This window comes from Pseudomonas sp. 3B-A001-10F, assembly GCF_056313565.1.
The window spans coordinates 51,555-76,701 of the sequence record NZ_JBQYFW010000025.1 but is presented as its reverse complement, the minus strand read 5'-3'; the positions used below and the strand labels follow the sequence as shown (position 1 = coordinate 76,701).

Annotated in this window: 25 protein-coding genes; 6 read left to right on the top strand and 19 right to left on the bottom strand. The window is 59.0% G+C overall.

Features of this window, described 5'->3' with window-relative positions; genetic code table 11:
- Positions 1–108 precede the first annotated feature (108 nt).
- On the top strand, positions 109–831 hold the full coding sequence (locus AC0ZWN_RS20950; protein WP_476336354.1) for a 1-acylglycerol-3-phosphate O-acyltransferase: 723 nt from the start codon (positions 109–111) through the stop codon (positions 829–831).
- Between the two features lie 134 nt (positions 832–965).
- Positions 966–1,937, top strand: coding sequence for a magnesium and cobalt transport protein CorA (locus tag AC0ZWN_RS20945; protein ID WP_220558371.1), 972 nt, complete (start codon positions 966–968; stop codon positions 1,935–1,937).
- Positions 1,938–2,045: 108 nt separating this feature from the next.
- Here AC0ZWN_RS20945 and AC0ZWN_RS20940 read toward each other — a convergent pair whose 3' ends face one another.
- From AC0ZWN_RS20940 to AC0ZWN_RS20930, 3 genes are all read right to left on the bottom strand, one after another.
- Positions 2,046–2,768 carry an amidotransferase gene (locus AC0ZWN_RS20940; RefSeq protein ID WP_093441785.1) on the bottom strand — a complete coding sequence of 241 codons (723 nt, stop codon included), beginning with the start codon at positions 2,766–2,768 and terminating at the stop codon, positions 2,046–2,048.
- 92 nt (positions 2,769–2,860) lie between these two features.
- Positions 2,861–5,005 carry a 3-hydroxyacyl-CoA dehydrogenase NAD-binding domain-containing protein gene (locus AC0ZWN_RS20935; protein ID WP_476336353.1) on the bottom strand — a complete coding sequence of 715 codons (2,145 nt, stop codon included), beginning with the start codon at positions 5,003–5,005 and terminating at the stop codon, positions 2,861–2,863.
- A 24-nt stretch (positions 5,006–5,029) separates the two neighbouring features.
- A complete protein-coding gene (locus AC0ZWN_RS20930; protein ID WP_476336351.1) occupies positions 5,030–6,235 on the bottom strand; it encodes an acetyl-CoA C-acetyltransferase in 1,206 nt (401 codons plus the stop codon).
- A 585-nt stretch (positions 6,236–6,820) separates the two neighbouring features.
- Between AC0ZWN_RS20930 and AC0ZWN_RS20925 the strand changes: the two genes are divergently transcribed.
- Positions 6,821–7,642, top strand: a complete 822-nt coding sequence (locus AC0ZWN_RS20925; protein WP_476336372.1) for a c-type cytochrome — start codon at positions 6,821–6,823, stop codon at positions 7,640–7,642.
- A gap of 112 nt (positions 7,643–7,754) precedes the next feature.
- Here the strand turns inward: AC0ZWN_RS20925 and AC0ZWN_RS20920 are convergent, their stop codons facing one another.
- The 10 genes from AC0ZWN_RS20920 to AC0ZWN_RS20875 all read right to left on the bottom strand — a co-directional run bounded on the left by AC0ZWN_RS20920 (position 7,755) and on the right by AC0ZWN_RS20875 (position 16,977).
- A complete protein-coding gene (locus AC0ZWN_RS20920) occupies positions 7,755–8,558 on the bottom strand; it encodes a transglutaminase family protein (RefSeq protein WP_007914065.1) in 804 nt (267 codons plus the stop codon).
- Positions 8,555–9,505: an alpha-E domain-containing protein gene (locus tag AC0ZWN_RS20915; RefSeq protein ID WP_016982907.1), complete on the bottom strand. Its 951-nt coding sequence runs from the start codon at positions 9,503–9,505 to the stop codon at positions 8,555–8,557. Before AC0ZWN_RS20915 ends, AC0ZWN_RS20920 begins: the two co-directional genes overlap by 4 nt.
- A gap of 12 nt (positions 9,506–9,517) precedes the next feature.
- Positions 9,518–10,927 carry a circularly permuted type 2 ATP-grasp protein gene (locus tag AC0ZWN_RS20910; protein WP_007914061.1) on the bottom strand — a complete coding sequence of 470 codons (1,410 nt, stop codon included), beginning with the start codon at positions 10,925–10,927 and terminating at the stop codon, positions 9,518–9,520.
- Between the two features lie 487 nt (positions 10,928–11,414).
- Positions 11,415–11,762 (bottom strand): ribonuclease E inhibitor RraB, encoded by a 348-nt coding sequence (locus AC0ZWN_RS20905; RefSeq protein WP_093441760.1) that lies wholly within the window; start codon positions 11,760–11,762, stop codon positions 11,415–11,417.
- Between the two features lie 208 nt (positions 11,763–11,970).
- Entirely contained in the window at positions 11,971–12,204 is a 234-nt protein-coding gene (locus tag AC0ZWN_RS20900) for a hypothetical protein (protein ID WP_123449605.1), read from the bottom strand.
- 237 nt (positions 12,205–12,441) lie between these two features.
- Complete coding sequence (speE, locus tag AC0ZWN_RS20895) at positions 12,442–13,317, bottom strand: polyamine aminopropyltransferase (protein WP_476336350.1); 876 nt, start codon at positions 13,315–13,317, stop codon at positions 12,442–12,444.
- Between the two features lie 240 nt (positions 13,318–13,557).
- Positions 13,558–13,749: a PLDc N-terminal domain-containing protein gene (locus AC0ZWN_RS20890; RefSeq protein ID WP_007914053.1), complete on the bottom strand. Its 192-nt coding sequence runs from the start codon at positions 13,747–13,749 to the stop codon at positions 13,558–13,560.
- A gap of 77 nt (positions 13,750–13,826) precedes the next feature.
- Positions 13,827–14,357 (bottom strand): hypothetical protein, encoded by a 531-nt coding sequence (locus tag AC0ZWN_RS20885; RefSeq protein ID WP_099758439.1) that lies wholly within the window; start codon positions 14,355–14,357, stop codon positions 13,827–13,829.
- A gap of 165 nt (positions 14,358–14,522) precedes the next feature.
- Entirely contained in the window at positions 14,523–15,041 is a 519-nt protein-coding gene (locus AC0ZWN_RS20880) for an ankyrin repeat domain-containing protein (RefSeq protein ID WP_095050929.1), read from the bottom strand.
- Positions 15,042–15,138: 97 nt separating this feature from the next.
- Positions 15,139–16,977, bottom strand: a complete 1,839-nt coding sequence (locus AC0ZWN_RS20875; protein ID WP_476336347.1) for a long-chain-acyl-CoA synthetase — start codon at positions 16,975–16,977, stop codon at positions 15,139–15,141.
- A gap of 390 nt (positions 16,978–17,367) precedes the next feature.
- Between AC0ZWN_RS20875 and AC0ZWN_RS20870 the strand changes: the two genes are divergently transcribed.
- On the top strand, positions 17,368–17,646 hold the full coding sequence (locus tag AC0ZWN_RS20870; RefSeq protein ID WP_008080936.1) for a DUF3509 domain-containing protein: 279 nt from the start codon (positions 17,368–17,370) through the stop codon (positions 17,644–17,646).
- A 184-nt stretch (positions 17,647–17,830) separates the two neighbouring features.
- Here the strand turns inward: AC0ZWN_RS20870 and mtnC are convergent, their stop codons facing one another.
- From mtnC to aroC, 5 genes are all read right to left on the bottom strand, one after another.
- The gene (gene mtnC / locus AC0ZWN_RS20865) at positions 17,831–18,514 is read right to left on the bottom strand and encodes an acireductone synthase (RefSeq protein WP_476336345.1); all 684 of its coding nucleotides are present in this window, start codon (positions 18,512–18,514) and stop codon (positions 17,831–17,833) included.
- 4 nt (positions 18,515–18,518) lie between these two features.
- Complete coding sequence (locus AC0ZWN_RS20860) at positions 18,519–19,064, bottom strand: 1,2-dihydroxy-3-keto-5-methylthiopentene dioxygenase (protein ID WP_039763876.1); 546 nt, start codon at positions 19,062–19,064, stop codon at positions 18,519–18,521.
- 94 nt (positions 19,065–19,158) lie between these two features.
- Positions 19,159–19,785 (bottom strand): methylthioribulose 1-phosphate dehydratase, encoded by a 627-nt coding sequence (locus AC0ZWN_RS20855; RefSeq protein ID WP_099758436.1) that lies wholly within the window; start codon positions 19,783–19,785, stop codon positions 19,159–19,161.
- Positions 19,782–20,927, bottom strand: coding sequence for an MFS transporter (locus tag AC0ZWN_RS20850; protein ID WP_476336343.1), 1,146 nt, complete (start codon positions 20,925–20,927; stop codon positions 19,782–19,784). Before AC0ZWN_RS20850 ends, AC0ZWN_RS20855 begins: the two co-directional genes overlap by 4 nt.
- 34 nt (positions 20,928–20,961) lie before the next feature.
- Positions 20,962–22,053, bottom strand: a complete 1,092-nt coding sequence (gene aroC / locus AC0ZWN_RS20845; protein WP_099758435.1) for a chorismate synthase — start codon at positions 22,051–22,053, stop codon at positions 20,962–20,964.
- Between the two features lie 130 nt (positions 22,054–22,183).
- Here aroC and AC0ZWN_RS20840 point away from each other — a divergent pair, with 130 nt between their 5' ends.
- Positions 22,184–23,137, top strand: a complete 954-nt coding sequence (locus AC0ZWN_RS20840; protein ID WP_320337260.1) for an alpha/beta hydrolase — start codon at positions 22,184–22,186, stop codon at positions 23,135–23,137.
- A gap of 99 nt (positions 23,138–23,236) precedes the next feature.
- Positions 23,237–24,028, top strand: coding sequence for a hypothetical protein (locus AC0ZWN_RS20835; RefSeq protein WP_093441710.1), 792 nt, complete (start codon positions 23,237–23,239; stop codon positions 24,026–24,028).
- Positions 24,029–24,128: 100 nt separating this feature from the next.
- Here AC0ZWN_RS20835 and prmB read toward each other — a convergent pair whose 3' ends face one another.
- Entirely contained in the window at positions 24,129–25,037 is a 909-nt protein-coding gene (prmB, locus tag AC0ZWN_RS20830; RefSeq protein ID WP_099758433.1) for a 50S ribosomal protein L3 N(5)-glutamine methyltransferase, read from the bottom strand.
- Positions 25,038–25,147 lie beyond the last annotated feature (110 nt).

The following is a 25,147-nucleotide window of genomic DNA, read 5'->3' as shown; positions in this document are numbered from 1 at the left end:
TGAAACATGCGCTTAAACATCGGCTATCTCCGCACTCTATAGCGGCAATTGCCGAAAACAGTGCACATCCGTACACTGCGCCACCTTTTGTCCCGGTGGGGCCTGAAAATGCTGTTCGTGTTTCGTATGTTATTGATGGGCCTGCACTTTATTCTCGCCGGCGTGTTCGGGGTGATTCTCGGCATCTGCCGCCCGTTCAATCCGGACAACAGCCGTCTGTGCGCCCGCCTCTATGCGCTACCAGCGATGTGTATTTTGCGTTTACGGGTGAAATCCGATGTCAGCGGTTTGCTGAACAAACCCGATAGCTGCGTGATCATCGCCAACCATCAGTCCAACTATGATCTGTTCGTGTTCGGAAACGTCGTGCCGCGCCGTACCGTGTGCATCGGCAAGAAGAGCCTCAAGTGGGTGCCACTGTTCGGGCAACTGTTCTGGCTAGCCGGTAATGTGTTGATCGACCGTGGCAATGCGCACAAGGCGCGCCAATCGATGCTCACCACCACCAACACCCTGCAGAACAAAGACACTTCGATCTGGGTGTTCCCGGAAGGCACGCGCAACCTCGGCGAAGAATTGCTGCCATTCAAGAAGGGTGCGTTCCAGATGGCGATTGCCGCCGGTGTACCGATCGTCCCGGTTTGCGTCAGCAGTTACATCAAGCACATGCGCCTGAATCGCTGGCGCAGCGGGAAAATCCTCATACGCTCGTTGCCGGCGATTCCTACAGCCGGATTGACCATGGACGACATGCCCATGCTCATCAATCAGTGTCGCGAGCAGATGCGCGAGTGCATTGAATCGATGGATCGGCAACTGCAAGCTGCCTGAAAAGACAACCCGCCCTGTGCGGGTTTTCTTTTACCCGGTGAACTGTACAGATTTCACTGACTCTCAAGCAGCGACACGGCTAAGCTGAAGCCTTGAATTCCCTGCCACCTGCCAAGAAGAAGTGAATCACCACCATGGGTCGAGTTGTTGCTGCTGCGGTGTACAGCGCAGGCAAGAAAGTCACCAATATTACCCTCGACGAAGGCGCTGCCTGGGCTGCGAAAACCGGCCACTTCGTGTGGATCGGCCTGGAAGAGCCGGATGCACAAGAGCTGTCCAACCTGCAACGTCAGTTCAACCTGCACGAACTGGCCATTGAAGACGCCCTGGAAAAACACAGTCGACCGAAGCTCGAAACCTTTGGCGACGCTTTGTTTATCGTCACCTACTCACCCATCCGCGAGAACGGCGTTCTGCAATTTATCGAGACGCACATCTTTGCGGGCAAGGGCTACATCATCACCGCGCGTAATGGCCACTCGGCGTCCTACGCCCATGTACGCCAACGTTGTGAGGCACGTCCACTGCTGCTGGAGCACGGGGAAGATTTCGTACTTTATGCGTTGCTCGATTTTGTCATCGAGAACTATCAGCCAGTCGGCGAAGCGATCCATGCCGAGATCGATGAGCTGGAGCGCAACGTGTTGTGCAGCGCGTTGAATGAGCATGACATTCAGAGGCTGCATGGCTTGCGCCGCGATGTCGTACGCCTGCGTCGGTACGCGGCACCGATGGTGGAGATTGGCGAGGAACTGCAGAAGTTGAGTTTCCCGTTTATCGACAAGAACATGCGGCCGTACTTCCGTGATGTGCAGATTCACGTCACGCGGCAAATGGAAGACCTGACCACCCTGGCCGACATTGCCAGCCAGACCATCGAGATTGGTGTGTTGCTCGAGGCGTCACGGCAAAGCGTGGTGCAACGCAAGTTTGCTGCCTGGGCGGCGATTCTGGCGTTTCCGACGGCGGTTGCGGGGATTTACGGGATGAATTTCCAGAACATGCCGGAGTTGAGCTGGCACTACGGCTATTTCGGTGTGCTGGGGTTTATTACGGTGGGGTGTGTGAGTTTGTGGGCAAGCTTCAAGAGGTCTGGATGGTTGTAGAGCAGACCGAGTTGTCTGGAACATTCGCGAGCAGGCTCGCTCCCACATTGATCGGTGGCGCACCGGAAATCCAATGTGGGCGCGAGCCTGCTCGCGAAGCTTTTGGCCTTAGACAGTTTCTGGCTTATGCGCGACAAAACGCATCATCCATTCCGCGACTGTCGCACCATGGTGTTCCTGCTCGAGACTGGCCACACCTTTGCTGTAGATCTGCGAACCCAACGCTTCCTGACGCAGATCGAGCAGCGCCCGCGAGTAATCGTGAATGAACTCCGGGTGGCCCTGGAAGCACAACACCTGATCGTTGATGTGATAGGCCGCGAACGGGCAGAAATCGCTGGAAGCAATCACCGTGGCGTTTTCCGGCAGCGCTGTGACCTGGTCCTGATGGCTGATCAGCAGCGTCAGTTCCTCACGCACCGGGCTCATCCAAGGCGCCTTCGCCGCCAGTTTGTAGTTATGGGTGCCAACACCCCAACCTTGCGTGGCGCGCTCGCTCTTGCCACCGAGTAGCAGCGCCAGCAGTTGATGGCCGAAGCACACGCCGAGCAGTTTGTCGCCGCGCTCGTAACGAGTCAGCAGGTATTCCTTCAGGGTCTGGATCCACGGATCAGTACCAAACGAGTCAGCCTTGCTGCCGGTGACCAGGTACGCGTCGAAGGTCTGGTCGTCGCTTGGGTATTCGCCCTGCATCACGTTGTAGACGGTGAACTCGGCGGCAATCGGCTGCTGCGAGAACAGGCGCTGAAACATCTGCCCGTAACCCTGATATTGATCGACCAGTTCCGGACGCAGGATGTCGGTTTCCAGAATGCAGATGCGTAGCGACATAAAAAATACCTGACACGTGATGGGAATAATGAACACCCCAGAGCCTGCCTTGAAACACCCTGGCAAGGCAAGCCCCGGAATGCTCGTTGCCCTTAGAACATTTCACCTTTTGCCGCTTTATCCAGCAGCAACGCTGGCGGCGCGAAACGCTCGCCATACTGCTCGGCCAGATACTGCGCACGGGCGACGAAATCCTTCACCCCGTATTGGTTGATGAACTGCAATGCGCCGCCAGTCCACGCTGCAAAACCGATACCGAAGATCGAGCCAACGTTGGCGTCCGCCGTCGAGGTCAGCACACCCTCCTCCACACAACGGACGGTTTCAATGGCTTGTACAAACAGCAGCCGATCACGCACGTCTTTGGGCGAAATCTGTCCGTCAGCCTTTTCGAAACGCACCTTCAACTCGGGCCACAGATGTTTCTGCCCACCAGCCGGGTAATCGTAAAAACCGCCACCGGCCGCTTTGCCCGGACGCTTGTATTCGTTAAGCAGTAAGTCAATCACGGCGAAGGCCGGGTGCTCAATCAGCGGTTTCCCTTCTGCCTGTAGGTCCTTGGCGGTTTGCTGACGGATATGGCTCATCAGGCTGAGGGAAACTTCGTCGGAAATCGCCAGAGGCCCGACCGGCATCCCGGCCTTGCGCGCTTCGGTCTCGATCATCGGCGCGCTCACGCCTTCGCCGAGCATGGCGATGCCTTCGTTGGTGAAGGTGCCGAAGACGCGTGAAGTAAAGAAGCCGCGACTGTCGTTGATAACGATCGGGGTTTTCTTGATTTGCAGCACGAAGTCGAAACCGCGCGCGAGGGTTTCATCGCTGGTCTGTGCACCTTTGATAATTTCCACCAGCGGCATTTTTTCTACCGGGCTGAAGAAATGCAGGCCGATGAATTTGCCAGGATCAGGCACAGCCTTTGCCAGCCCGGTAATAGGCAACGTCGATGTATTCGAAGCGATGACTGCTTCGGCGCCGACAACTTGCTGGGCGGCAGAGGAAACCCTGGCCTTGAGATCGCGATCCTCAAACACCGCTTCGATGATCAGATCGCAACCCGCGAGGTCGGCATCATTTTCGGATGGGGTGATCCGCGCCAACACCTCATCACGCTTCAAAGCATCCATCTGCCCACGGGCGACTTTCTTGTCCAGCAACGCCGCAGAATGTGCTTTGCCTTTCTCGGCGGCAGCCAGATTGACATCCTTGAGCACCACTTCAATACCCGCCGAAGCGCTGACAAAGGCAATCCCCGCGCCCATCATCCCTGCGCCAAGCACGCCGACCTTACGCGTGACATACGGCGCAAAACCCTGCGGCCGCGAACCACCAGCATTGATCTCATTGAGTTGAAACCAGAACGTGCCGATCAGGTTTTTCGAGATCTGCCCGGTGGTCAGTTCGGTGAAGTAACGGGTTTCGATCAAGTGCGCGGTGTCGAAATCGACCTGAGCGCCCTCGACTGCCGCGCAGAGTATCTTCTCCGGCGCCGGCATTGTCCCTTGGGTCTTGCTACGCAGAATCGACGGCGCAATCGCCAGCATCTGCGCCACTTTCGGATTCGACGGCGTGCCGCCCGGAATCTGATAACCCTTCACATCCCAACGTTGTACCGCCGTCGGATTGGCGACGATCCAGGCGCGCGCCTTGACCAGCAATTCATCGTGATTCGCCGCCAGCTCATCAATCAAACCGGCCTGCAATGCCTGCTGTGGACGCACCTTCTTGCCTTCGAGCAGATAGGGCAGCGCTTTCTCAAGACCGAGCATGCGCACCATGCGTACCACCCCGCCGCCGCCCGGCAACAAGCCGAGGGTCACTTCCGGCAGACCGAGCTGTACCGACGCGTCGTCCAATGCCACCCGGTGGTGACAGGCCAGGCAGATTTCCCAGCCGCCGCCCAGCGCCGCGCCGTTGATCGCCGCGACCACCGGTTTGCCGAGGGTTTCCAGGGTGCGCAACTGCGCTTTGAGGGTCAGCACCATGTCGTAGAAGGCTTTGGCTTCGGGCTTGCCGACCTTGATCAGCTCATTAAGGTCACCGCCGGCAAAGAAGGTTTTCTTCGCCGAGGTAATGATGACCCCGGCAATCTGCTCTTTTTCAGTCACCAACCGTCCAACACACGCGGCCATGGCCTCGCGGTACACGGCGTTCATGGTGTTGGCGCTCTGGCCCGGCATGTCGATGGTCAGCACGACGATCGCGTCCTGGCCTTTTTCGTAACGAATGGCTTCGCTCATAACAAGGTTCCTTGAATTCGGGGCTCAGAGGCGTTCGATGATGGTGGCAATGCCCATGCCGCCGCCGACGCACAGCGTCGCCAGGCCATAGCGCAGGCGCCGCGCTTCCAGCTCATCGAGCAACGTGCCGAGGATCGCGCAACCGGTCGCGCCCAGCGGGTGGCCCATAGCGATGGAACCGCCGTTGACGTTGACCTTGTCCGGGTCGACTGCCATGTCCTTGATGAACTTCAGCACCACCGAGGCAAACGCTTCGTTGACCTCGAACAGGTCGATGTCTTCAACGCGCAGCCCGGCCTTTGCCAGTGCCTTGCGCGTTGCCGGCGCCGGGCCGGTGAGCATGATGGTCGGATCGGTGCTGGTGACCGCCGTGGCGACAATGCGCGCCCGAGGTTGCAGGCCCAGCGCACGCCCCTTGGATTCGGAGCCGATCAGCATCAGTGCTGCACCGTCGACGATCCCTGAGCTGTTGCCCGGGGTGTGCACGTGATTGATGCGTTCGACATGGCTGTAGACCCGCAGCGCCGTGGCGTCAAAACCCATCTGGCCGATCATTTCGAAACTCGGCTTGAGCTTGCCCAAGCCTTCCAGAGTCGACTCGGCACGAATGAACTCATCGTGATCGAGCAGAATGATGCCGTTCTGGTCCTGCACCGGCACCAGCGACTTGTTGAACGAGCCGTCAGCCCGGGCCCGCGCGGCCTTCTGTTGCGAGTGCAGCGCATAGGCATCGACGTCCTGACGGCTGAAGCCTTCCAGCGTGGCGATAAGGTCCGCGCCAACACCTTGCGGAGTGAAATGACTGTGCAGGTTGGTTTGCGGGTCCAGCGCCCAGGCGCCACCGTCGCTGCCCATTGGCACCCGCGACATCGACTCGACGCCACCGACCACCACCAGGTCTTCGAAGCCCGAACGCACTTTCATTGCGCCAAAGTTGACCGCTTCGAGTCCCGAGGCGCAGAAACGGTTGATCTGCACACCCGCGACACTGACGTCCCAATCGGCCACTTGCACTGCGGTTTTGGCGATGTCCGAGCCCTGATCGCCAATCGGCGTCACGCAGCCAATGACCACGTCATCGACCTGACTGGTGTCCAGCGCGGTGCGCGCTTGCAGCGCGGCCAGCAGACCGGCCAGCAGATTCACCGGTTTGACGCTGTGCAGGGCGCCATCGGCCTTGCCTTTGCCACGGGGCGTGCGTAACGCATCGAATATCAAAGCTTGGGTCATGACGTCCTCGAACCTGTGCGGGGAGAGATTGCTTGTACCTCCACTCTTGACCCGAGCGGCCATGGATTCAATGACCACAGCGCTCAATGCGGTTGACGCACACGCTCAGACGGACGGTCATCGGAGGCTGGGTGAACCGGTTCAGGTCGGCGAGTTGTCTAGCCAGCGGGCGGCAAAGAAGCTGGCAATAAGCCTCATGCCTTTTTTATCGCATCTGACAAGTACTCCATATGAAATGGATCTAAGCCAAGCGTGACGCGGCCCCTAATGTAGAACATGTACGTCAGGGTCGTCGGGTTTTGCCGAGGCAGACGTTCTTCAACAGGAAGTGCAGCGCTTGCCGTCATGGATATGCAGGCAGGCATCAGGAAATAACAATAAAGGCGGTCAAGCCATGTTCAAACAACCGAAAGTTCGTCAAGCAGGGCTCATTCTTTTCGCCACGACGCTGTTGTTGATTTTGCCGAATCTGACCAAGGTCATCGGCTGAGTCGAGCGCCGGGCGCTGCTCATCGCCATTGAAAATGTGACTGGCCCGCTACCTGGGCCAGCGTGGCTGTGCCAACCTTGGCGCACTCCCACGACATGGACGGCGATCATTTGAAAGCGCTCATTGTGTTCGGGGCCATGCTGCTGAGCATGCCCTTGTCTGCCGCACAGTTGGATCTGCAACTGGGCGCAAGCAGCCGCACCTGGCAGACCGAGGAATTGCTCAAGCATCCTCAACTGCAAACCCTGACGATCAAAAACGATGTGTCCTACAAGAAGGACATGACTTATCGCGCCGTGCCGGTGGCCTCATTGCTGACAGGGATCAAACCGCAGGATCACCTGCAAGCGGTTGCACTGGACGGCTTTGCCGCCGAGTTGTCAGCTGCGCCGTTGCTTAATACAACAGGTGCGCGAGCATGGCTGGCCATCGAAGATCCGGCGCAGCCGTGGCCACCGCTGTCGGAAGGCAAGCACAGCGCCGGGCCGTTTTATCTGGTCTGGACCGATCCGCAGGCCGGCAATATCAGCCCGGAGCAATGGCCGTTCGAAGTCGCGAGCATCAAGCGCATGGCGCCAGTGGCGGAGCGTTTCCCTGCCCTGCTGCCGGATCCTGCGTTGAAAGCAGATGACCCGGTGAATCAAGGGTTTGCGCTGTTTCAGAAAAACTGTCTGGCGTGTCACCGGTTGAACGGTGCGGGGGATGCGCAATTCGGGCCGGATCTGAATATTCCTTACAGCCCGACCGAGTATTTCGGCGCGGATTTCCTCAAGCGCTACATTCGTGATCCGCAGAGTTTGCGTCAGTGGCCGCAGGCGAAGATGCCGGGGTTTTCGGTGGAGGTGTTACCAGAGGGGAATCTGGAAATGCTGGTGGGGTATCTCAAGCACATGGCCGGGCGCAAGGTTAAGCCCTGAGCACATTTCCTTGTAGGAGTGAGCCTGCTCGCGATAGCGGTGTATCAGTCAGCACATTTGTAACTGACAGACCGCTATCGCGAGCAGGCTCGCTCCCACAGGGGTACGGCGTTTACTGCTGTTGCACCGAGATGATCGGGGTTGGCGAGACGAACACTTTCGCATGCATCTGCTCACACCCACCGCCACGACGCATGCCGCGCACCGGGCAGGCATCCAGATAATCCAGACCCACCGCCAGTTTCAGATGACGCTCCGGCCGCGCCAGTTCATTGGTCACATCGAAGCTGTACCAGGCGTCATCCAGCCACGCTTCAGCCCATGCATGGCTGGCTAGATGCTCGCAATCCTCGCTGTACAGATACCCCGACACATAACGCGACGGAATCCCGAGACTGCGTGCGCAAGCCAGAAACGCGTGAGCATGATCCTGGCAAACACCCGCACGCCCGGCGAAGGCCTCAGCGGCGCTGGTATCGACCTCGGTGGACCCCGGCGTGTAGGTCATGTGCTGATTCAAGCCGTGCATCAGATCGATCAGCGCCGTGCGATCACGCCGCTGCTTGCAGGATTTCTCGGCGAACGCGCGTAACGCCTCATCCGCCTCGGTCAAACGGGTAAAGCGCAGGAACGGCAGCGCCGACTGGCTTTCATGCTCGGCCTCGCGCAGTTCGTCGATATCGACCTGCCCGCGCGCACCAATGATGATCGCTTCGTGCGGTTCATCCATGGTCAGCACATGCAGGATGTTGCCGAACGGATCGAGTTGCGCACGCACCGGGCGCGGCAGGTCGAGCTGCCAGCTCAACACGTGTTGACGTTCGCTATCGTGTGGGGTCAGTCGCAGGTACTGGATGCTCGCCCGCACCTGATCTTCGTAGTGATAGGTGGTCTCGTGGCTTATGGAAAGTCTCATGCAGCCTCCAGGTAGGAACTGTGAATGGCGTTGCCCAGCTGGCGCACCAGCGGGATGAATTCGGTCAGCCAGGCGTGCAGGCCTTCCTCGAGAATTTCGTTGATGCCGGTGTAGCGCAGGCGCGCGTCCATTTCTGCCGCCAGACGTTGTGCCGGTCGACCGTTGGCACCGGGCAACTGCGCAAGAATCTGATCGATCTCCTCGGTGCAGGCCCGCAGCGAGCGCGGTACATCGGCACGCAACAGCAACAACTCGGCAACATGCCGGGCGCCGGGCGCATCGCGGTAGATTTCGGTGTAGGCCTCGAATGACGACAAGGCGCGCAGCAAGGCGCTCCATTGGTAGTAGGCGTGGGCCGTACCGTCGCTGACTGCTTCAGCCTGATCGCCGGCCATTTCATAGCGGGCATCGAGCAATCGCAGGGTGTTGTCCGCGCGTTCGATGAACGTACCGAGGCGAATGAAACGAAACGCATCATTACGCATGATCGTGCCGTACGACGCACCACGAAACAGGTGCGAACGCTCCTTGATCCATTCGCAGAAACGGCTCATGCCATAGCGACTGAGGCCCTGTTCGGCGATGCCGCGAATTTCCAGCCACGTCGAATTGATGTTCTCCCACATGTCCGCCGTGATCCGCCCACGCACCGCATGGGCGCTGGCCCGAGCCGCGCCGAGGCAGCTGTAAATGCTCGCCGGGTTAGCCGCATCGAGGGCAAAAAAGTGCAGCAGACGCTCAGCATGCAGCGCGCCATGGCGCTCGAGGTAATCGTCGAGGGTGCCGGTGATCAGCAGCGGCATGGCCAATTCGTGCAAACCGTCGCCGCGACCGTCCTGCGGCATCAGCGACAGCGAATAACTGATGTCGAGCATCCGCGCGAGATTTTCCGCCCGCTCCAGGTAACGCGACATCCAATACAGATCCGAGGCAGTTCTACTTAACATGGCAAGCTTCCTTCAATCCTCGACCACCCAGGTGTCCTTGGTTCCGCCACCCTGGGAGGAATTCACCACCAAGGAGCCTTCGCGCAGCGCCACACGGGTCAACCCCCCAGGCACTACCCGGGTTTCGCGCCCGGACAAGACAAACGGACGCAAGTCGATATGGCGCGGCGCGATGCCGTTTTCGACAAAGGTCGGACAGGTCGACAGCGACAGCGTCGGTTGCGCGATGTACGCGTGGGGTTTGGCTTTGATCCGTTCGCGGAAAGCATCGATTTCCGCTTTCGTCGATGCCGGCCCGACCAACATTCCGTAACCGCCTGAGCCTTGGGTTTCCTTGACCACCAGATCTGGAAGATTGGCCAGCACGTGAGAAAGTTCAGACGGGTTGCGGCATTGCCAGGTCGGCACGTTCTTCAAAATCGGCTCTTCGTCGAGGTAGAACCGGATCATGTCAGTAACGAACGGATACACCGATTTGTCGTCCGCTACGCCGGTGCCGATGGCGTTGGCCAGCACCACGTTGCCCGAGCGATAAGAGGACAGCAGCCCCGGCACACCGAGCATCGAGTCGGGATTGAACGCCAGCGGATCGAGAAACGCGTCGTCGAGCCGACGGTAGATAACGTCCACCGCTTTCGGGCCGTCCGTAGTGCGCATGAAGACTTTGTCGTCGCGAACGAACAGATCCGCGCCCTCGACCAGTTCAACGCCCATTTCCCGCGCCAGGAATGCGTGTTCGAAGAACGCACTGTTGAAGCGCCCCGGCGTCAGCACCACCACGCTCGGGTCATCGATCGGACTTGAGCTTTTCAGGGTGTCGAGCAGCAGGTTCGGGTAGTGATCGATCGGGGCAATACGCTGCGCGGCGAACAGCTCCGGGAACAGTCGCATCATCATCTTGCGGTCTTCGAGCATGTAGCTGACGCCGCTCGGTGTTCGCAGGTTGTCTTCGAGCACGTAATAAGTGCCGTCGCCGTCGCGCACCAGATCGACGCCGGAGATGTGCGAATAGATATCGCGGTGCAGATCCAGGCCTTGCATCGCCAACTGATATTGCTCGTTGGCCAGCACCTGTTCGGCGGGAATAATCCCGGCCTTGATAATGCGCTGCTCGTGATAAAGGTCGGCAAGGAACATGTTCAACGCCTTGACCCGCTGGATGCAGCCGCGCTCAACGATTCGCCATTCACTGGCAGGAATGCTGCGCGGGATGGTGTCGAAAGGAATCAGGCGCTCGGTGCCCTGCTCGTCGCCATAGAGCGTGAACGTAATGCCGGCGCGATGGAACAGCAGATCGGCCTCGCGTCGCCGCTGGGCCAACAGCTCATCCGGCGTATCGGCCAGCCATCGGGCGAACTCCCGATAATGCGGGCGAACCTGGCCGCCGGCATCGTACATCTCATCAAAATAGGTGCGGATCATGCCGTACTCCTTGTCACCCGGACATACAGGCCTTCGCAAGGCCCGTGCCATCGGCATAAACGCTTTGATTTCAATCGGTTGGAAATACACGCCGCAGACACCGCACCATTCCTGTGCGGCAAATGCCCCAACCGGATTGCCCCCGCTTCATTGCGACGCACTGCATCGCCTATCACCAGCATAGTCAGAGTTGATTTCACTGCCCGGCGCTGCCTGCGGATAATCCGCACATTCGCTGCAAATCTTCACCGGCCCCGGCGCCATGAAGCGGCCAGCTCAACTGATTGGGATCGCCTCGGCGGCCCGCCCCGCTGTAACCCTGACCGGTTTCCTCTCCTTATCGGTCTTCCCTTTTAGCCACCCTCTCCGGTGGCTTTTTTTTGCCTCGGTTTCTTGTTTCAGGGTTTTGCCACAGCGTTTTGCTTATGCCGGAAATGACAACGGCCAACCCGAAGGTCAGCCGTTGCTCAACAAATGAAACCAGAGATCAGTTCAAACGATGGCGGTTGCGCACCTCCTGCTTCACGCCCCAGCCTTCGATGATGCCGCCCAGCGGCTCGACCACGGCGGAAAAGCCCTGCTCGAAGTCGCCGATATCGTCATATGTCGCGTACATCACTTTGCTCAATTCCAGCGCCCACGCACCGTCATCACGCAGACTGACCTGGGCATTGATGGATTCACCGCGAAATTTGCCTGCCGCCCTGCGCGCCCGCTCCTCGTCCGGGAAAATCGCGTAGAACTCGATGGGATGGAATCGGGAAAAATCGAAACCGCCTTCTTTCATGCGGCGCAGAACATTGCTGCTGATGTCTTCTTGATAGGCTGTGCTCATGAATCGTCCCCCTCGCATAGATGGATAGACTTTCCGTATTCCCGCCCCGGGCCTTTGGCCAAAGTACGACGGCAACGTGGTTGCACGCGGGAACAAGCATGTAGCTGACAAGACCAGACCTTAGCGATCCGTTCGCTGATCTCGCTTGCAGAGTAGCCCCAAGATAGAGCTGCTGCCAAGGCCTGGTTTCAAGAGATGACAGGAACTGTCAGACGGGTGTGATGCTGCGGATTTCGATGCCATTCTGGGTTTTGAGGTTTTTCACCCCAGCATCGGCGGTGCGCCCTTCCAGATCATTCAGATCCAGCTTGGCGGCGACCGGAAGAAGCCGCTCCTTGATAAGCCGCGCTGCTTCATCATCGGACGGGCATTCCTCACGTTCGAAGACTTCATCAAGAATTTCACCGTGATCATCCACGAAAGTGACTTTCCACTTTTGCATCAGTGCCTCCTCGATCAAACCCGCAAATGGGCTTACATCTATCTCGACTTTAGACGCAGAGGGTTGGTTCAAAAGGATTACAGCGGGCGAAGATGAAAAAAACGACATCTATCGTGTGGAGCAAACAAATGTGGGAGCGAGCCTGCTCGCGAAGGGGCCTGTCCAGTCGACATATTCTTTGACTGACCTGACGCCTTCGCGAGCAAGCTCGCTCCCACAGGGATATTGCAGTGTTCTTTAATCGTTGCCTGGCTTGTTGATCGCCTGCAGCACGTACTGCGGCAAGGCGAACGCGCCGATATGGATTTCAGGGTTGTAGTAGCGGGTGACGATGCCGCTGCCGATGAAGCGCTGTTGCAGGGTTTCACGGCTGAGCTTGCGATAGGCCGGGTTGGTCGAGCCCCAGGCGAAAGTCATCGAGCCGCCGATGTAGGTCGGCACGGCGGCCTGATAGAAGTGCCAGTCCGGGAACAGGCTGTTCAGGCGACCGGCAGTGGTTTTCACTTCGTCGATCTGCATGAACGGTGTGCCGTTCTGGGTCACGAGGATGCCGCCCTCGTTCAGGCAGCGATGGCAGGCCTGATAGAAGTTCTCCGAGAACAACACTTCGCCCGGGCCGATCGGGTCGGTGGAGTCGGAGATGACCACGTCGAATTTTTCCGTGGTGGTGGCGACGAAACGCATGCCGTCGTCAATCACCAGGTTCAGGCGTGGATCGTCGTAGGCGCCGCTGGAGTGGTTCGGCAAGAACGCTTTGCACATATCGACCACGGTGCCGTCGATCTCGACCATGGTGATGTGCTCGACACCGGCGTGCTTGGTCACTTCACGGAGCATGCCGCCGTCACCGCCACCAATGATCAGCACGCGCTTGGCGCTGCCGTGGGCAAGGATTGGCACGTGGGTGAGCATTTCGTGGTAGATGAATTCGTCGGCTTCAGTGGTCTGGATCACGCCGTCCAGCGCCATGACCCGGCCCATGCGCGGGTTCTGGAAAATCACCAGGTGCTGGTGTTCGGTGCGCACTTCGTGCAGCAGTTTTTCCATGCGAAAGCGCTGGCCGTAACCTTCGTAGAGGGTTTCCAGGTACTCGCTGGTTTTGGTGACGGTCATGGTCAAGTGCTCCGATGAATGCGCGGGCGCCAATCGTGGGGGCGATTGCCCGGGAAAGGCGCGCATTCTACGTTGCCGAAGATGACAGGTAGAACCTCCCTTCATCAGCAAATCGCAATCCCTTGTAGGAGTGAGCCTGCTCGCGATAGCGGTTTTTCAGTCACTGACTCATTGACTGGAGGATAGCTATCGCGAGCAGGCTCACTCCTACAGGGTATTGCGGTGTTCTCGGGATCAGCGTCAGATCCGCACGTTGCCCCGGGGTCCGGCAATCGCCCAGATGATCAGACCCAGCACTGGCAGGAGGATGATCAGCAGCACCCAGACGATTTTCATCCCGGTGGTTGCGCCGCTTTTCAGCACATTGATGATGGCCCAGATGTCGAGGGCGAGGATGATCAGACCGATCAGACCGTTGAACGTGGAACCCATGGTGTCGCTCCAGAATAGTGGCATGCACTTTTAGGATAGACGGTCGCGCGCAGGGTTCCCTTTTATTGCTATCTCGCTCAGACGTGCACAGCGATCTTCAGCGCTTCGAGCGATGGCGCAGCGGCGATACCGACTTCGGCGCACAGCTCCAGCACCCGTGGCACGTCATTGCCGTAGACCAGTACCACCTGCAGTTCGTCGTCGAGCAACTGGCTGAAGTTCATCAGTGTGTAACCGCCGTTTTCCTTGTTCATGCTGCTCATCTGCACCTGGATGCGATTGAGCGCGGTCAGCGCTTCGGTCTTGGCCAGTTGCTTGGGCTTGAGGTTGAAATCCACGCCCGGGCCAAACGAGGCAACGATCTGCGCAAACAGGTCAACGTAGGTGTCGGCCTGGAACAGCACGGTTTCCGGCAGGCTGCCGACCACGACCCACTCGCCCAACGCAATCGGGAATGTGTCGTCGTAGTTGATGTCCGGGTTGGCTGCCAGAAAGGCATCGGCATCGGCGTAAGCTTGCGCGGCTTCGTCAGCCACTTTCAGGATCTCGTCCTCGCCCATGCAGCCGGAGCTGATTTTGCTGATGAGTTCGACGAGTGCGGCTTTCATGAGGGCGGATCCTGTGGCGAAGGTGAATTTCGAGGGCGCGGAGGATAGCGCACAAAGCAAAAGATCGCAGCCTCGGCAGCGCCTGCGCTCAGCGCTCATCCACGGAATGGCAGGCCAACGCGTTCAATGGAGGAGCTAGCGCAGGCTGCGATCTTTTGAGGCCCGTCAGGCCAGCAGTTTTTCCAACTGAGCGGTGGTATCAACCGCCCCCATCGTGCGGGCCGCATCCAGCGCCGTCACGCCATTGGCGTCCTTGGCTTGCGCATTGGCCCCCTTGCTGATCAGGTAATCAACGATTTCAACGCGGTTGAACATCGCCGCCATCATCAGCGCCGTACGACCATCAAACGACGAGCCTTCGATCTCTGCGCCCGCTTCGACCAGCGCCTTGACCACCGGCAGATCGCCTTTGAATGCGGCGCCGGCAATCGGGCTCTGGCCGTTGCCATTGCGCATTTCCGGGTCGGCCTTGTGTTTGAGCAACACCTGCACCGCATCCAGATGGCCGTAATAGCTGGCCAACATCAACAACGTGTCACCCTTGCTGTTCTTCAGGTTGACTGGCAAACCGGCCGTGACCAGGCGATCAAGCATCTCGGCATCACCGTCGCGCGCCTTGTTGAAAACCTGCTCGGTGAATTCGGCAGCTTCTTCAGGGGTCATCTGGCGGCTTTGGTCGGACATGGGGCAACTCCACTTTCGGTCAATCGGAAAGCCGACAGTTTCCCGAGCGTGGCGCTGGCTGTCACCCCCTTTTTCTCAAGTCGAGCCATAGCCAGATTCAATAACGATGCTTGCCCTGATGAATTTCCGCCAACACTTCATCGGTGACCCGAACGTAAGTCTGCGTGCCGGGCAGCCATGCGAAGATCGGGTCATCCCCCGTCTGGCCGGGGTCGAACCCTTCGTTCTTGAGTCGGGTTTTCTGGTATTTGAAGGTGCCAGTGGTTTCCATCTTGACCTTCACTCGCAGGAACAATGGCACGGCATAGGCTGGCATGCGCTCCCGGGCAAAAGTCAGCAACTCGGCGAAATCCAGCGTCGCAAGGGATTCCGCTGGCGTGATCGCCGCCATACCGGCGCGGCCGTTGGTATTGCAGATCTCCACGCCATAAGCCACCGCCTCGGAAATCTGCGGGTGTTGCAGCAGAAGATTTTCGACTTCGGTGGTCGAGACGTTTTCGCCCTTCCAGCGATAGGTGTCGCCGAGGCGATCGACAAATTGAGCGTGGCCGAAGCCGATGTTGCGTAGCAGGTCGCCGGTGTTGAAAAAACGATCGCCTTTGCTAAACACGTCCTGCAACACGACCTTGGCGGTTTTCTGTGGATCGGTGTAGCCGTCCAGTGGGGCTTTTTCGTCGATCCGCGCCAACAGTAGACCCTGCGAGCCTTTGCCGACCTTGCGCATGAATCCGTCAGGACTGCGGATGGGCTCACCGCTGTGATGGTCGTAGGCGACCAATTCCCAGGCCATCAGGGAGAAACCGATGGTGTTGTCGAAATTGAGAATGTTGGTGAATCCGATGTTGCCGTCGCTCGCCGCGTACAGCTCACAGATGTGCTCGACGGCGAAACGTGTCTTGAACTCGGCCCAGGCGCCGGGGCGCAAGCCGTTGCCAATCATCTTGCGCACATCGTGACGGCTATCATCGGCGCTGGCCGGTTGATCGACCAGATAACGGCATAGCTCGCCGACGTAACCGATGGTCGTCGCGCGGTAGCGGCGCACGTCGCTCCAGAACTGACTGGCGCTGAACTTGCGACGGATCGCGAAGCCCGAGGCACCGTTTACCGCCGAACCCCAGCACACGCAAAGACCGGTGGCGTGGTACAGCGGCAAAGTGCAATAGACGACATCGTCTGGACTCATGTTAAGGGCGATCATGCCGAAACTGGCGGAGCTGCGCATCCAGCGCCCATGCTTGAACACCCCGGCCTTGGGCAGGCCGGTGGTGCCGGAGGTATAAATGTAGAAACACGGATCGTCGAAGAAGATCTGCTGGCTGCTCGGCGGATTCTCGCTGGAGGCGTCGGCACTGGCGCTGATCAGATTGACGTACCCGTCGGGCGCAATGCCCGGATGGCTGTAGGTGTCCTGATCGGCGACAAACCAGGTGCGCGGTGCAGTGATCGCTACTTGATCGCGAATCGCCGCATACGCCGCAAGCAGTTCTTCGCCCACAATGATCGCCACCGGCGCCACCAGATTCACGCTGCGGACAAGTGTGTCACGCGTCTGCGAGGTGTTGAGCAGCGCGCTGACCGCGCCGACCTTGGCCAGCGCCAGAATGGTCACCAGCAGTTCCGGGCGGTTTTCGATGAACACTGCGACCACGTCGCCCTTGCCGATACCCTGCCCGTTCAGATAGTGAGCGATGCGGTTGGCCCACTGGTTGACCTGCGCATAAGTCAGCCGCACATCGCCGTGCAATAGCGCCGGCCCCTCGGGATTGCGCAGCGTCGCTTGCTCGAATGTCCAGCCAAGGCCACAGCTTTGGGTCGGATCCGTGACATTGGCCACCTTCATGCCCTTGACCACCCGCGGGATGGCTTTGGCAATCATCGGCAGTTTGCGGAGCATCATGCCCCAGGTAATCGTGTCGCTTGGCGCGTGACTCATGACAACTCCCCGTTCGCCCCTGACGTGCAGGTCGATGTTTTTATTTTTCGGGCTTTGACTTGAAGCAACCGGCGCATTCGAGCACGGGTCGAGGTCGAAAATACGTCAGCGCTTCTCGGGCTGTACACGCGGTTTTTGCAATGTTTTGTATCCGCTGCTCTTTAGCGAGCGCAGGTGATCTGCGGTTCAGCGATTGGTTCCATCGAATCGATATCGATCCCGCAAAATGCAGGATGCACGATGGCCATTCATGCAGTTTGCACGACCACCTGAATTTTCATAATTTTTAAGTCATTGATTTATAACGATTTATTTATTTTCAAATGCTGGCACAATCGCTGCAACCTCCTCTGCATGCTTGCCATTCAAGTGCATACGGAGCTGAAAGACATGAGCCTGATCCAAGAAAAATTTACCTCCCTGTTCTCCAACTTCGACGTCACCACTGCGCCACGTCCCGATGGCGGGATCCTGCTGACCCTGCGCAGCAGCGACGGCAAAGTGTTCAAACGCGCACTGACTTATCAACAACTGCATGCCGGCGACCAACTGTCGTGGGCGATCAGCGCAATTCGTCGTGACCTGGCAGAACAAGCCAGTGAGTTGCCGCAAATTGCCATGCTGCAGAGCCAACAGCGTTTTGCTCTGCCGACATATCACTCGCTGTAATTTTAAAAGCGCATTAAACAAAACAGGCCGTGGAGCTTCCGCTTCACGGCCTGTTTTTTTTATGCCTGACGCATACCCCTGTGGGAGCGAGCTTGCTCGCGAAAGCGGTGTGTCAGAGATAAATTTTTCGTCTGATACTCCGCCTTCGCGAGCAAGCTCGCTCCCACATTGGTTTTTTGTGTGGTCAGAAGGCTTCGGGTTCGATGCCGGTGAAAGTTTCGACGGTGATGTGGCTGCCCAACTCCCCGCCTTCGCGAGCCAGGCCGCAGGTTTGCAGGCCAGCCTCTTGCGCGGCGTCGAGTTCTTCGACGATGTCCGAGAGGAACAGAATCTCCCCCGCTTCAACACCGATGGCTTGCTGGATATTGGTGTACGACTGCGCCTCGCGCTTGGGCCCTGAAGTCGTGTCGAAATAACCACTGAACAACGGCGTCAGATCCCCCGCCTCCGAGCAGCCGAAAATCAGTTTCTGCGCCTGAATCGATCCCGACGAGTACACAAACAGTTGATAACCGGCAGCATGCCAGCGCTGCAGTGCTTCAACGGCATCCGGGTAAACATGCCCCTTCAACTGCCCGGCGTGATAACCCTGCGCCCAGACCATACCTTGCAAGGCCTTGAGTGAAGTGGCTTTGCGATCTTCCTCGATCCAGCTCAAGAGAATCTCGACAACCCGCTCAACATCAGCCTGCGGCGCATTGCTGTCACGGCGCACGGCGTCGAGTTGCTCGGCCACATCGGCGCGTTCGGCGTTCTGCCGCACGAAATCCGGTAAATGTTTGGCCGCGTACGGAAACAGCACGTCAAACACGAAACTTACCGCGCTGGTGGTGCCTTCGATGTCCGTAACTATGGCTTTGATCGACATCGAATCAGTCCTCCAGACGCGGGAAGCGGCCGGCGATGTCTTCGCCGGTGAAATTGGCAACCCAGCCTTCCGGGTTGTTGAAAAGGCGAATCGCGACAAAGTGCGGATGCTCGCCCATGTCGAACCAGTGCTTGGTGCCGGCCGGTACCGAGATCAGGTCGTTCTTCTCACAAAGCACGGCATAAACGTAATCGTCGATGTGCAGGGTAAACAACCCACGGCCGGCGACGAAAAATCTGACTTCGTCTTCGCCATGGCGATGCTCTTCGAGAAACTTGGCGCGCAGCTCGGCTTTTTGCGGGTGATCGCTGTTCAGGCTGATGACGTCGACAGTGATGTAACCGCGCTCGGTCATCAGCTTATCGATCTGCTCTTTATAAGCACTGATCACCTCTTCCTGGGTGGCGCCGGGCTGGATCTTCGCGGCGGCTTGCCAGCGGTCGAAGCGCACGCCCTGCTCGGCCAGGGTCGAGGCGATGTCTTCAAAGTGGGTCAGCACCTTGTTCGGAATTTCAGGGCTTGAGACGTGATAGACGGACAGGCTGCTCATTGGGGCAATTCCTCGGTATCGGCCTTGCCGTCCGGTTCTTGCAGACCGGTCGGGCACAGCATTTCATCAGGCAAATGGGCTACTTCTGGTGAAGTCAGCCTTGGCGGTTCATGACGCTGCGGGTTTTCAACTCGCATTCAAACAGAAATTCAAAGGCCTCGATCTGCCGCAGCGCGTCGCTCATCTGCGCGCCCCAGGTGTAGAGGCCGTGGCCGCGAATCAGGTAACCGACACAATCAGGATGGGCGTCGAGCCAAGGCTGCACCTTGGCGGCGAGGCGCGCAATGTCCTGATCGTTGTCGAAAATCGGCACGCGCACCCGCGATTCATGGGTCGAGATGCCGCTGAAGGCTTTTTGCAACTCGTAGTCTTCGAACTCGATAAAGTCCTGCGGAGTCAGGCGCGACAGCACCGTGGCGTTGACCGAATGGGTGTGCAGCACTGCGCCGATCTCCGGCCGCCAGCTATACAGCTGGGTGTGCAGCAGGGTTTCGGCGGACGGCTTTTTGCCCGGCTCCAGGCTAGTGCCGGAGAGGTCGGTGGCGAGCACATCGTCCACACTCAACTGGCCCTTGTGCTTGCCCGAAACGGTCAACAGCGCTTCGCTCGGCGACAGGCGTGTCGAGTAATTGCTGCTGGTGGCCGGCGACCAGCCGCGACCATAAAGAAAGCGCCCGGCATCGACGATTTGCTGGGCGAGTTGTTCACGCGTAAGGCTCATGGCCGGTCCTCTTGCATACGTGTGGCAATGATAACGGCAGCAGCGAGCGCCGCGAGACTGGCAATACTAAAGGTCAATGTCGCGCCGAGGGCATTCCAGCTGTAGCCGGAATACAACGCGCCCATGGCGCCGCCGGTGCCGGCCAGTGCGGCGTACAACGCCTGGCCCTGCCCTTGCTGGCGCGCGCCGAAGCTACGTTGCACGAAAGCGATGGCAGCGGCGTGAAAACTGCCGAAAGTCGCCGCGTGAAGCACCTGCGCAAACAACAGCACCCACAGGAACTCGGCGAACGAACCTAGTAACAACCAGCGCAGCGCTGCCAGCAGAAAACTTGCCATCAGCACCCGGCGCAGGGAAAACCGCGCGAGAATCCGGCTCATTGCCATGAACATCAGCACTTCGGCAACGACACCCACGGCCCAGAGCATGCCGATGGTGCCACGTGTGTAACCGAGTCGTTCAAGGTGCAGGGTCAGAAAGGTGTAATACGGGCCGTGGCTCATTTGCATCAGCGCGACGCAGCCGTAAAACGCCAGCACGCCGGGATTGCGCAGTTGTGTGAGAAAGCCCTCACCGCTCGGCCGATTGCCTTGCGGCGGCTGCGCGTTCGGCACCCACAGACTGCTGAGGACGATGCCGGCCATGATCAACACCAGCGCCGCCGGGTAGATGTCGAGGCTGAGCAATTCGAACAATCGGCCGAGTGCAACCACGGTGATGATGAAACCGATCGAGCCCCATAAGCGGATTTGGCTGTAGCGCGAGGTCTGCCCCTGCAAATGCGCCAGGGTGATGACTTCGAACTGCGGCAGCACCGCGTGCCAGAAGAACGCGTGCAGCGCCATGACCATCGCCAACCAGGCGTAGGTCTTGCTGACGAAGATCAGTGAAAACGTCAGCAGCGTACACACCGCGCCGAAACGCACGATAGCCAGGCGTTTGCCGGTGTAATCACCGAGCCAGCCCCAGATGTTCGGCGCCACACAGCGCATCAGCATCGGGATCGCGACCAGCTCACCGATCCGCGCAGGACTGAAGCCGAGGTGGTCGAAGTACAGCGCCAGAAACGGCGCTGTCGACCCGAGCAAGGCGAAATAGAACAGATAGAAACTGGACAGCCGCCAGTAAGGGAGCGCCGCCACGCCGGTTATGCCGCGACGGCTTTAAGGCCTGCCATCAAAGCTGACCCAGCACCGGCGTGCTCACGCGCACATCGGCATTCTGGCCACGGTGACGCAGCAAGTGATCCATCAGCACAATGGCCATCATCGCTTCGGCAATCGGCGTGGCACGGATGCCGACGCACGGATCGTGACGGCCCTTGGTGATCACATCGACCGGATTGCCGTGGATGTCGATCGAACGGCCCGGGGTGGTGATGCTCGACGTCGGCTTCAAGGCCAGATGCGCAACGATCGGCTGACCGGACGAAATACCACCGAGGATGCCGCCCGCGTTGTTGCTGAGGAAACCTTCCGGGGTCATTTCATCGCGGTGTTCGGTGCCGCGCTGGGCGACCGAGGCAAAACCGGCACCGATTTCCACGCCTTTGACTGCGTTGATGCTCATCAGCGCATGCGCCAGCTCAGCGTCGAGACGGTCGAAAATCGGCTCGCCCAGACCCGGCATCACGCCTTCGGCAACGACGGTGATCTTCGCCCCGACCGAGTCCTGATCGCGGCGCAATTGATCCATGTAGGCTTCCAGCTCCGGGACTTTGTCCGGATCGGGGCTGAAGAAAGCGTTGTCTTCCACCGAATCCCAGGTCTTGAACGGGATTTCGATCGGGCCGAGCTGGCTCATGTAGCCACGAATGACAATGCCTTGGGTGGCCAGGTATTTCTTCGCGATCGCACCGGCCGCTACGCGCATTGCGGTCTCGCGCGCCGAGCTGCGACCACCGCCACGGTAGTCGCGCTCGCCGTATTTGTGGTGATAGGTATAGTCGGCGTGGGCCGGGCGGAACAGATCCTTGATCGCCGAGTAGTCCTTGGACTTCTGGTCGGTGTTGCGAATCAGCAGGCCGATCGAGCAACCGGTGGTGCGGCCTTCGAATACGCCAGAGAGGATTTCGACTTCGTCGGCTTCCTGACGCTGGGTGGTGTGGCGGCTGGTGCCCGGCTTGCGGCGATCGAGGTCGCGCTGCAGGTCTTCGAGGGAGATCTCCAGGCCCGGCGGGCAGCCGTCGACAATGGCGACCAACGCCGGACCATGGCTTTCGCCAGCGGTGGTGACAGTGAACAACTTGCCGTAGGTATTGCCGGACATGCAGGACGCTCCGTGAAATCAAACCCAAATTCGTGATGCGCGCCAGTATACGCAGGCTAACCGAGTAGTTCATCCTCGAACCTTAGTGGTGCTGGCGAGTCCAACCGGCACCTTGGCGAATGATGGCGTGATGATGCTGCGAGTTTTGATCTTGAGTCTTACCCTCTTTACGGGCTTTGCCCAAGCGACGGTCCTACAACGCCCGGTCACTCTGGATACCGGCACCGGCGAACTTTTCGGTTCGCTGCTGCTGCCAAAGTCCGACAATCCGGTGCCGGTTGTCCTGATTATTTCTGGCTCCGGTCCTACGGATCGCGACGGAAACAACCCCGACGGCGGGCGCAACGACAGCCTCAAGCGCCTGGCGTGGGTGCTGGCCAAACACAACATTGCCAGTGTGCGTTACGACAAACGCGGTGTTGCGGCGAGTCTGGCGGCAACGCCGGATGAGCGCAATTTATCGGTGGAGGCCTATGCGGCAGACGCAGTGGCGTGGGGGCAGAAGCTCAAGGCCGATCCGCGTTTCGGCAGATTGATCCTGCTCGGCCACAGTGAAGGCGCGCTGATTGCCAGCCTCGCCGCGCCGAAAGTGGATGCCGCTGCGGTGATTTCCCTGTCCGGCAGCGCGCGCCCGGTCGATCAGGTGATCCGCGAGCAATTGGCTCGCAGCCTCCCACCTCCGTTGATGCTACGCAGCAATGAATTGCTCGACAGCCTCAAGGCCGGCCACACTGACGACAATGTGCCGCAACCGTTGCAGGTGATTTTCCGCCCGAGCGTGCAGCCGTATCTGATTTCGCTGTTCCGTCAGGATCCCGCGAAAGCCTTCGCGCAATTGAAGATGCCGGCGCTGATCGTCCAGGGCAGCAACGACATGCAGGTCGGCGTTGGCGATGCGCAGGCGCTGAAAGCCGCCAAACCCGACGCCGAACTGGCGGTGATCGACGGCATGAACCACGTCATGCGCATCGTCCACAACGATATGAAGCGGCAATTGGCTTCGTACAAGGATCCGAATTTGCCACTGGCGGCGGAACTTGGCGCGAAGATCATCGAGTTTATTGACGGACTTCGCACCCGTTAACGGTTGTTTACCCTCTAGTCCTGCAAAAAACGGCCGATAAGCCTTTGTCGCCAGCGCAACGGCTGGCGACAAGCAGGGCTTGGACAGGATCTCGCCGTTATGACTGATACCCCGACTTCACCCGACACCACCGCTGAAAAAGACGCACCGCCAGCGGTCGAGCTGCCGTGGGCGGATGTCCACGTCGAGCACCACAAGATGCTCCGCCTGGCCCCGCTGCAGACCGACCGCAACACTGGCGGCCGCCCCTTGCGCTTCGTCGAATTCGGCTATGCCGAACGCAACAGCAAAGAAAAAAGCCTGATGCGCATGACGATCAAGCTGCCCGGCCAGCGTGTGCGCAAAGAGCAGAATCAGCTGGACGTGTGGGTTGATCACACGACCAAACGTGTGCACTTCGGCCCCGACAGTGGCTTGCAGATCGAACCAATGAACCGTGGCATCGGCCGTTACATGGCCGCGCAAGGCATCAATTGGGCGAAAAAGCGCTGGCCCACCTACACCGTTGACGGCATGGACTTGAACAACAAGGACGCGCTGAACGAAGACACCCGCCTGCGTCGCGATCATTTCCTGCGGGTGCATGGTTTTGATGTGGTGTACGCCGATGCCCAGCACTTGAAGGGCAGCGTCAAGGATGTGTTGGTCGGCGATTTGCTCGGCGACTGGAACAGCGAGAAGCTGCAGATCGTCGAGATTCTTGAAGCGGCACAGATGCTTCAGCAGGCCGAACAGAATCTGGCCGAGCAGGAAGTGAAGCTGAAGAAACAGGAAGAGAAGGTCAGCAAGTTCAAGCGTGAAGACGCCGGGCTGCGTTTCACCATTACCTGTCTGGTGGCGTTTGCGGTGTTTCAGGCGGGGTTGTTGATCTGGATTGCCACGCATCGCTGATGGCTTGAGACCGCAGTGCGGCGATTCGCGAGCAGGCTCGCTCCCACAGGGAAATGCATTCCATAGGTGGGACCGAGCTTGCTTGCGAAGCTTTTAGGCTTTAGACGCGGGAAGCGAACAGCGCCTGATGATCGCGGCACTGCTCCGCCGTCAGCATGAACACACCATGCCCGCCGCGCTCGAATTCGAGCCAGGCGAAATCGACTTCCGGGTACAACGCGTCAACGTGTACCTGACTGTTGCCCACCTCGACAATCAGCAAGCCCTTCTCGGTCAGATGATCGGCCGCTTCAGCGAGCATGCGTCGCACTAGGTTCAAACCATCGTCGCCACAGGCCAGGCCCAGCTCCGGTTCATGCTGATACTCGTCCGGCATGTCGGCGAAATCCTCCGCATCAACGTAAGGCGGGTTCGACACGATCAGGTCGAAACGCTGGCCCGGCAAGCCATCAAAGCCATCGCCCTGCACGGTATAGACGCGCTCATCGACGCCATGGCGCTCGATGTTCTGGTTGGCCACTTCCAGCGCTTCGAACGACAGATCGGCCAGCACCACTTCGGCGTTCTGAAACTCGTAGGCGCAGGCGATACCGATGCAACCGGAACCGGTGCACAGGTCGAGAATCCGCGCAGGTTCATTGCCGATCCACGGGGCGAAACGGTTTTCGATCAGTTCGCCGATGGGCGAACGCGGGATCAACACGCGCTCATCGACGATGAACGACATGCCGCAGAACCATGCCTCACCCAACAGGTAAGCGGTGGGAATGCGTTCTTCGATACGGCGCTTGAGCAGGCGTTGCAGGTTAACCAACTCGTCGTCTTCCAGCGCGCAATCGAGATAGCTGTCGGCGATTTCCCACGGCAGGTGCAACGCGCCGAGCACGAGTTGCCGGGCTTCGTCCCAAGCATTGTCGGTGCCATGGCCGAAAAACAGATCCTCCCCATGGAAGCGGCTGACGGCCCAACGGATATGGTCACGCAGGGTACGAAGGCGGGAAGTGATCACGGCGCAGAACTCCAGAAAAAACGACTGGCGATTCTAGCAGCCAAAACGCGCGACGACGACGCAGGAAAAACATCGCACCGACGGTAGGAGTTTTCTGTTTTTTGCATCGG

What these genes read in the sequence shown, in the direction of transcription:
- AC0ZWN_RS20840 (WP_320337260.1), top strand. Translation starts at nt 22,184, where the DNA reads ATGATGCTGCGAGTTTTGATCTTGAGTCTTACCCTCTTTACGGGCTTT.
- AC0ZWN_RS20915 (WP_016982907.1), bottom strand. Translation starts at nt 9,505, where the DNA reads ATGTTAAGTAGAACTGCCTCGGATCTGTATTGGATGTCGCGTTACCTG.
- AC0ZWN_RS20930 (WP_476336351.1), bottom strand. Translation starts at nt 6,235, where the DNA reads ATGACCCAAGCTTTGATATTCGATGCGTTACGCACGCCCCGTGGCAAA.
- AC0ZWN_RS20890 (WP_007914053.1), bottom strand. Translation starts at nt 13,749, where the DNA reads ATGGGTTCCACGTTCAACGGTCTGATCGGTCTGATCATCCTCGCCCTC.
- AC0ZWN_RS20940 (WP_093441785.1), bottom strand. Translation starts at nt 2,768, where the DNA reads ATGTCGCTACGCATCTGCATTCTGGAAACCGACATCCTGCGTCCGGAA.
- AC0ZWN_RS20870 (WP_008080936.1), top strand. Translation starts at nt 17,368, where the DNA reads ATGAGCCTGATCCAAGAAAAATTTACCTCCCTGTTCTCCAACTTCGAC.
- AC0ZWN_RS20835 (WP_093441710.1), top strand. Translation starts at nt 23,237, where the DNA reads ATGACTGATACCCCGACTTCACCCGACACCACCGCTGAAAAAGACGCA.
- AC0ZWN_RS20905 (WP_093441760.1), bottom strand. Translation starts at nt 11,762, where the DNA reads ATGAGCACAGCCTATCAAGAAGACATCAGCAGCAATGTTCTGCGCCGC.
- AC0ZWN_RS20935 (WP_476336353.1), bottom strand. Translation starts at nt 5,005, where the DNA reads ATGAGCGAAGCCATTCGTTACGAAAAAGGCCAGGACGCGATCGTCGTG.
- AC0ZWN_RS20880 (WP_095050929.1), bottom strand. Translation starts at nt 15,041, where the DNA reads ATGTCCGACCAAAGCCGCCAGATGACCCCTGAAGAAGCTGCCGAATTC.
- AC0ZWN_RS20910 (WP_007914061.1), bottom strand. Translation starts at nt 10,927, where the DNA reads ATGATCCGCACCTATTTTGATGAGATGTACGATGCCGGCGGCCAGGTT.
- mtnC (WP_476336345.1), bottom strand. Translation starts at nt 18,514, where the DNA reads ATGTCGATCAAAGCCATAGTTACGGACATCGAAGGCACCACCAGCGCG.
- AC0ZWN_RS20950 (WP_476336354.1), top strand. Translation starts at nt 109, where the DNA reads ATGCTGTTCGTGTTTCGTATGTTATTGATGGGCCTGCACTTTATTCTC.
- speE (WP_476336350.1), bottom strand. Translation starts at nt 13,317, where the DNA reads ATGACCGTCACCAAAACCAGCGAGTACCTGGAAACCCTCTACGAAGGT.
- AC0ZWN_RS20925 (WP_476336372.1), top strand. Translation starts at nt 6,821, where the DNA reads ATGGACGGCGATCATTTGAAAGCGCTCATTGTGTTCGGGGCCATGCTG.
- AC0ZWN_RS20875 (WP_476336347.1), bottom strand. Translation starts at nt 16,977, where the DNA reads ATGAGTCACGCGCCAAGCGACACGATTACCTGGGGCATGATGCTCCGC.
- AC0ZWN_RS20860 (WP_039763876.1), bottom strand. Translation starts at nt 19,064, where the DNA reads ATGAGCAGCCTGTCCGTCTATCACGTCTCAAGCCCTGAAATTCCGAAC.
- AC0ZWN_RS20900 (WP_123449605.1), bottom strand. Translation starts at nt 12,204, where the DNA reads ATGCAAAAGTGGAAAGTCACTTTCGTGGATGATCACGGTGAAATTCTT.
- AC0ZWN_RS20945 (WP_220558371.1), top strand. Translation starts at nt 966, where the DNA reads ATGGGTCGAGTTGTTGCTGCTGCGGTGTACAGCGCAGGCAAGAAAGTC.
- aroC (WP_099758435.1), bottom strand. Translation starts at nt 22,053, where the DNA reads ATGTCCGGCAATACCTACGGCAAGTTGTTCACTGTCACCACCGCTGGC.
- AC0ZWN_RS20855 (WP_099758436.1), bottom strand. Translation starts at nt 19,785, where the DNA reads ATGAGCCTTACGCGTGAACAACTCGCCCAGCAAATCGTCGATGCCGGG.
- AC0ZWN_RS20885 (WP_099758439.1), bottom strand. Translation starts at nt 14,357, where the DNA reads ATGAAAGCCGCACTCGTCGAACTCATCAGCAAAATCAGCTCCGGCTGC.
- AC0ZWN_RS20920 (WP_007914065.1), bottom strand. Translation starts at nt 8,558, where the DNA reads ATGAGACTTTCCATAAGCCACGAGACCACCTATCACTACGAAGATCAG.